Raw genomic sequence first — 6972 nt, forward strand, 5'->3', positions numbered from 1 at the left:
CTTTAGACGAGAGAGGGGCAAGATTCCCAAAGCGGCCTGACGCATCCGCGCCTTCGGCGCGGCGAGACTCATAATCGAGGTGTCCGTCGAGCACGCGCAACCTAGCAGGGGTACTGCGCCGCCCAACGCGCAAGCGTCATCCTGATGGACGTGCTCGGCTGCTCCCTTCTGGAGGCCTGCCATGTCATGGGTTCTAGCCTTCCTGCAGTGAAGAGCGCCTTGCATCGCGCACGCTCGCGGCTGCGCGAACTCGCCGAGGAACCCGATGAGGCGCCTCGTCCCCATCTATCGCCAGCTGATCACGCACGCCTCGCCAACTATGTTGACCATTTCAATGCGCCGGATTTCGATTCGATCCGGATTGTGTTCGCCCGAGGAAGTCAAACTCGATCTTGTAAACAGGAAGCAATTGAGCGGCAAGGCTGAGGTGTCAGGCCATTTCAGCAACTACTCGAAGATCAATGATTGGCGTCTCGTACCCGGTCTCGTCGAAAGCCAGCCGGCCATCTTGGTGTTCGATCCCACTGGCCCCGGCTCAAAGCCGAAGTATTTCATCTTGCTGGGCTGGTCGGCGGGCAAAATCGTCACGATCCGCGACTTTAGGCATGCCTCGTACGTGGCCGAGGAAGCGGATATCCTTCTCGACTAAGATCGTAAAACTCCGGATAGACAACCCACAGCGGTCGCTTGCCGTCCGGCTGTCCGGCACGAAAGTTCTCACGTCCCCTTCAGCAGCTGATGCGAACCTACATTCATCCAACACCCGCGTCTCTGACGAGAATAACGTGGCGCTTGGGGCCGCTAATTCGCAGAAGCAGTGGTCGATGTAGACGTCTTCACGACGAAATGTTCTCAGGCAGCACGAAGCAAGCTTGCGAAGGCTTGCTGGGTGGCAGTTCGGCCTTCGAAACCGATGCCCGGCAACTGTGGTGCGCGCGTTATTCCGTTGACAACAGACGAATCGTCAGCGAGTCCTCCGAACGGCTGGAAACAGAGGGGATTGACTTCGGCACCGCCCAAACCGAGCCCCTGAACAAGATGCAAAGCAAAGAGGTGTCCGCCATGGGGCCAGAACCGATCGCGGCCCCAGCCGCGGGCCTCGAACTCCGCTATTATCTGCAAGTAGCCGGGCAGACCGTAACAATGCACCGGATCAAACAGCAGAATATCCCTGCTGTTACGAATTCCGCCGTAGTCGGCTAGCAGTTTGGCCTCTGTCACAGAAAAGAGGGCCTCGCCCGCGCCAACAGGCCCATCGTATTCTCCAATCACTTCAGCCAACGTCGCGAAATCCAGCGGATCGCAAATGTCTTCGAACCAACGAAGACGAAGTGGTGCGAGCGCTTTTGCCGCATCAAGTGCTTCCGCTCGGCTATACGAGTTCATGGCGTCGACCGCAATGTTCTGCGGGTTAGGCATTACCTTCAAAATGGCGTCGAGCCGTTTCAAATCCTGAGCGAGCGGGACGCCGCCAATTTTGATTTTGATATCCGTATATCCAAGATCAAGTGTACTTTGCACTTCGTCCACTAGACGGCTGATATCATTTTGGGGGTAGTAGTAGCCACCACCCGAGTAAGTCTTGACCGTTGTTGCCGCTACCTTCGGCCCGTAGGGAGCAAGAAGCCGGTAAAGTGGCACGTCCGCGATTTTGGCGGCGAGATCCCACAACGCCATGTCGAGCGTCCCAACAGCCACGCATCGTTCACCGTGCCCTCCAGGCTTCTCGCCTCGCATCAAAACCTTCCAAGCTTGAAACGGGTCGATGTTATCGCCTGATTTGCTCACAAGATCCGCTGCCTTCGCTTCCAGAAGGCGCGGCGCGAATCGCTCCTCGATCAAACCTTGCTGGCCGAAGCGCCCAATGGACGAGAATCCGAATCCAACGACCGGCTCACCGTCGCGGCGGACGTCTGTCACCACGGCAACCAGTGTTGTCGTCAGGCCACCCGAGGGGACAGACAAGTCTTTGAACCGAGAGATGGGTACGGTCTTCTTCAAAATGTTCACGATCTTCAACTGATTCCCCTGCCCTCTATCCCAGCGCGAGGCCTCTTCTAGCGCCTAAACGTTAGGCGGACTGTGGCGAATTGCAGAATGAAATCCGCTCATCGTCAAATCAGATTATTGAATTTGTCAATTCACAGGCACAATGGTCCGGTGAAGTTGGCGCATTCACTTGTCAGTGTAACGGCATTCAATTGGACGACAGTTCGGCCCCGCGGTTGTCTCCGCCGTTCAATCAAATGCATCCTGGAACGGGGACATGCGATGATCACTTTCTCCCGGACCCTGACGACGGTCTCGGCGCTGATTGTATTGCAAACCCGCTCGGCCCGCGCCGATCGATACGATGATATCATGTCGCGGGGGACGCTTGTCTGCCCGTGATGAGTCGGCTCTGCCCGTTGGCTTTCGAACAGGCGCACGCAATTCGATATTGATGTATGTGCCGATTTCGCAAGGCACTTGAAAGTCGCTATTGAGATTAAGCCGCTCGCTGTCGAAGCGCGAATTGCCCAGCTGAGCTCGGGTCGCGTAGACATTCTCTCCGCGCAATTGAGCTGGACGAAAGAGCGTGCCACTCAGATCGCGTACTCGCATTGCCACACTCAAGTTCCGGTTCGGGTAAGGGTAAAAGCGAATTCCGGGTTCGTAAGGTTTTCGGATCTGGAGGGAATGAATGTGACAGCGGCGAGATTGAGTACATCCGAAGCGGCGCTTCGACGGTCAGTTTCTAGCCCAACTATCGATACGTATGATGACTTCGGCGCCGGCTTTTTTTGGCTCTTCAGCAGGATAAGGTCGTTGCATTCGCCGCAACCGGGACGGTCGCTGTCAATGCGTCGAAATGCGAGATTAGGCCGTTGGACGAAGCCGCATCCTGGGAAAAATGCATTGGCTGTGCAGCGGAACGAGCCCGCGTTGCTGAGCAAAATCAACGACATTCTCGTCGAGATGGAGCGCTCGGGGAGCTCGCCTTTCTATGGGCGCGATTGAAAATACCGAATACAACCTTAAGCGCGACTTGAAGCTCACGCCGATTGAATAAGATCCTGCCGGGACGGTCCGCGGTCGCCACGCCGGCCCTGCGTTAGTTCAATTGATTTCCGGCAGGAGCTACGGATTTTCTTTTAACAGCTTGCTTTGGCAACTAGGGCGCCCGAAGTCGCTCTGTTGCAAAGCAGCCGCAGTGATCTTGAGACCGCAAGCGCCATTCAATACGATGCCGAACATGGATCATTTCGTTTCGCTCACCAACTTGCATCGATCTGAGCTGTGGCTGCGCATCAATGAGTCCGCATCCTACAGTTCAAGGCAAACCTTTCCGAAATACTTCTGGGCTTCGTGGTATCGGAAAGCAGCTGCGATCTCATTGAGCGGAAAACTCCGGTCGACAACCGGGTGCAAGCGATTGGCAGTTATCGAACGGATCATGTCCTCCTGATCCGTTCTGCTGCCGATGGAGATCCCGCTGATCCGGATCTGGTTCGAAAACACGGCTGGGATCACCAACTCGCCCGCGAAGCCAGTCAAAATGCCGATCAGGGCGACATGCCCGCCCGTCCTGCAGGCCGCAATTGACTGCGCCAACGTGCCGGGCCCGCCGACCTCAATCACATGATCGACACCGCGTCCCTCCGTCAAGTCCTTTGCTTTCCGGCCCCAATCCGGCACCGCTTTATAATTGATGAGGGTGTCCGCACCTAATCTCTTGAGTTTTTCCAACCTCTCATCTGAAGAAGACGTAGCAATCACTCGGGCTCCCGCAGCTTTCGCGAATTTTAGTGCGAACAGGGATACACTGCCCGCGCCAAGCACCAGCACCGTATCACCAGGCTTCACCTGACCGCATACCACCAGGCCTCTCCAGGCGGTGACGCCCGCACATGTAAGCGTCGCCGCCTCTACATGCGTGTAGCTTCCAGGTGCCTTCGTAAACGCGTGCGCGGGCATACACACGTAGTCGCGAGCAAAGCCGTCGATGGTCTCTCCTGGAATATCCCGCTTGATAAGCGAGGTCATCTGGCCTGCCAGCCAATGGGGATAGAAAGTGCTGACGACGGCGTCCCCGACCTTGAACTCCTCGACATCTTCCCCGATAGCGATCACGTCTCCAGCACCATCAGACAGCGGAACGCGGCCATCTGCGCAAGGCATTCTCCCCTGAACCATAAAATCATCTCGGAGATTTAGCGAGCAGGCACGAATCCTGACAAGCAACTCACCTCGCCTAGGTTTTGGATGATCTTCCTCAATCAATTTCAGATTGTCCAAGCCTCCCGGCGCCTTTAGCCTAACCGACCTCATCAACATCCCCTTCTAATCTGCCCCGATGCTCCGTCGCTAGACGGGGCAAGGACCACTCCATTGACCTGCTCGATCGATTTTACAGATGCTGAATTCACAGCAGACTGACCGCACCGGCTGTCTGTCCAGCCCATATTCGTCTCGGCATGTGCCGGTTCACCGCGGTCAGCACCGCGGCGTCACGATCCCGGTGTCTATTTTTTCTGACGGAGCGGCTGCACGAGGGCTGTCCTCTGCGCACACAGCTAAAGGCAGGCGGCCATCGATTCTAAGCCGTCCGCCCAACCGCTCGTTCTCAGTCGATGATCCACGCCAGTCTCAGCTCCGAATTAGACCAGTTCACGAGTCTCAGCTGCTGCCGATCACTCGTCTTCCGCCCATGAACTAACATAGCGATATTAAACCGCGGGAGTAACAAATGTGACGCGATTCTGATCGGGACATCGATCACGGCCATCATCCGTTGAACGCATTGCAATGGAACGCCCCGCGCTTAGGTTCGCCCCCGCCCACGTTGAGCTGAACGAGACGCTCGAGCAACCGAAAGCTCCCCTGGCGATTGGCGACGCAACGGCTTCGAATCCGACGAAGCATTGGGCGGCGTGAGGGGGCGCGCTCAGCAATAGCCTTAAGCAGCGGGTGCTAAGGCAGCAGATAGTACGCGCCGGCCAGCGTTTTCCGGGGCTCGAGGCGGGATCAGTCCGTCCGCGCAAAACCTTCTTCCCGACTTCAATGTTACTCCCCACTCTGCTGCCAAGTAGCTAACAATGGCGTCATGAAGCGATCATCAGCTGAAATCATCCATAGATTCGGTCCCTTTCCAGCCATCGACGCAATGCAGGGCGTGTCCTTCGATGGTGAGCGCGTCCGGTTTGACTCGGGGCGCGGGCTGGACGCGTTCGGTCCGAACAGCGGGAAGGTTCTGCGATCGATCGATGTGCTGGCACGTGCGGGAACCGCCTTTGACGGTAAATTCCTTTACCAAATGGCCAAGGATCGCATCCAGAAGCTCGATCCGTAGACGTGCCAGGTAGTGGCAACGATTCCGATGCCCGGTGGCGAGGAAGACTCTAGGCTTGCCTGGGCGGAAGGGTCGCTCTGGGTCGGACAATGCAGGCAGCGGAAGATCCTTCAGGTCAATCCCGAGACAGGAGCAATCCTCCGAACCATAGAGTCAAAAAGCTTTGTCACTGGCGTGACATGGGTCCGCGGCGAGTTGTGGCATGCCGCTTGGGATGGTTATGATAGCGATCTGCGGTTTATCGATCACCAATCGGGAAAGGTCTTGCAAACGGTAGATGCTGCCGCCAAGCGCCGCGTGCGGTGTTGACTCTGAAGGCGGCCATTCGTTTTTCCGCGAAAGCRCCGGGAGCAGAAAGGTACGAGTTGTACGCAAGCACATTTCTGCTCAGGGGCGTGCCGTGGCACCGTCGCCGGTTCCAAGCGCAGGTCGCCAAGGGGCAAGTCCTGAGACTACGTGTTTCCCTCTCCCGTGACTGCGGCGACTGCTGTGGCGGAGCGCGGGTGCATTTCGCTAGAAATGTATGGCGCGGTGCGATGACGCGTTTCTCAGTAGAACGGCGACGTTCATTAAGCCGTGCTATGGAGATAGCCCGCAAGGCGCCTCAGAATGGCTCAGAGCGGCAATCTCAGTACACGACAATCGGCCTCCTACTTTCAAATCTATTGATGGTGTCGCCGCCGCCGCCCGACGTGCACGTGAGCGCCCTGATCTCGGCACACTGCTCCCGGCTGAGGCAAGAATCCAGCAGCAGCAAGTTGCTTGCTATGCTTCAGTTTGGCTGCCCTTTTCCCGCAGCGTCCAGTTGTTCGCGAACCAGTTGCCGCATCCACTGTATCGCAGCATTCCGCTCGTCGCCGACCCGCGATGTCATCGCGATAGCAAAGGAGGGCCCATCGAAAGGCAATTCGTGCATGCTCAGCCCGTGAGCRCCGGCGAGCGCCGCGCCAGCCGTCCGCGGCACGTTCGCGATCAAGCTCCCGGATCGAAGCAGGAATGGAAGGGCAGCAAAGCTCTCAGTCACAACTCTTACGGCCCGGCTTAGGCCCAATTCTGCGAGAGCTACATCGATCAGGCCCCGCATACTGCCGGTTGCGGAGACGAGCGCATGCCCCACCGACACATATTCCTGTAGTGAAATCGGCTGGCTTGGTTTGAAGAAATTGGCGGCGCTCAGGACTACAAACGTTTCCTGCAAGAGATCCTCGCAAATATGCCTCGAATCGACCGCCGAAGGTCTTGCGCTCACTACAATGTCAACGACATCGTCGTCCAGGAGCGCGGCAGCACGTTTGTGGTCGGCGTGCCGGACAGCGAGCCTGAGGCCTGGCGCAATCTGAGCGAGCAGCTGCGTCAAGACTGGTGTGAGCACGATTTCCAGATCCTCAGATAGAGCAAGGCGAAGCTTCCCGGTCGCTTCTGCAGGATCGAAGGTCTTTGGGCTCATTGCCTCGCCGATCATCACCAACGCTGGACTGACACGCTCGTACAGACTTTGCGCAAAATGGGTCGGCTCCAAGCCTCGTTTGCCTCTGATGAAAAGGGGATCGGACGTGATGGCGCGGAGTCGCTGGATGGCCATGCTTATTCCTGAAGACCCAAGATAGAGCCGTCCGGAGGCCGCCTTCACCGAGCCGTGA

General features: G+C 57.2%; 5 protein-coding genes and 1 pseudogene. 3 read left to right on the top strand and 3 right to left on the bottom strand.

Annotated features, from left to right (window positions below):
* Positions 1-265 precede the first annotated feature (265 nt).
* Positions 266-649: a hypothetical protein gene (locus tag AC1D00_RS19865; protein WP_477011833.1), complete on the top strand. Its 384-nt coding sequence runs from the start codon at positions 266-268 to the stop codon at positions 647-649.
* A gap of 203 nt (positions 650-852) precedes the next feature.
* Here the strand turns inward: AC1D00_RS19865 and AC1D00_RS19870 are convergent, their stop codons facing one another.
* Positions 853-2010: an enolase C-terminal domain-like protein gene (locus AC1D00_RS19870; RefSeq protein ID WP_477011831.1), complete on the bottom strand. Its 1158-nt coding sequence runs from the start codon at positions 2008-2010 to the stop codon at positions 853-855.
* A 429-nt stretch (positions 2011-2439) separates the two neighbouring features.
* Here AC1D00_RS19870 and AC1D00_RS19875 point away from each other — a divergent pair, with 429 nt between their 5' ends.
* The gene (locus AC1D00_RS19875) at positions 2440-3000 is read left to right on the top strand and encodes a transporter substrate-binding domain-containing protein (protein WP_477011832.1); all 561 of its coding nucleotides are present in this window, start codon (positions 2440-2442) and stop codon (positions 2998-3000) included.
* 306 nt (positions 3001-3306) lie between these two features.
* Here AC1D00_RS19875 and AC1D00_RS19880 read toward each other — a convergent pair whose 3' ends face one another.
* A complete protein-coding gene (locus AC1D00_RS19880; RefSeq protein ID WP_477011829.1) occupies positions 3307-4278 on the bottom strand; it encodes a zinc-dependent alcohol dehydrogenase family protein in 972 nt (323 codons plus the stop codon).
* A gap of 808 nt (positions 4279-5086) precedes the next feature.
* Between AC1D00_RS19880 and AC1D00_RS19885 the strand changes: the two are divergent.
* Positions 5087-5708: pseudogene (locus AC1D00_RS19885) on the top strand (NHL repeat-containing protein); the annotation flags it as partial.
* A gap of 396 nt (positions 5709-6104) precedes the next feature.
* On the opposite strand, the gene AC1D00_RS19890 reads toward AC1D00_RS19885, so the two are convergent.
* On the bottom strand, positions 6105-6972 hold an 868-nt coding region (locus tag AC1D00_RS19890), incomplete at its 5' end, for a LysR substrate-binding domain-containing protein (protein WP_477011830.1).

Source organism: Bradyrhizobium sp. P2_E8, assembly GCF_056403875.1.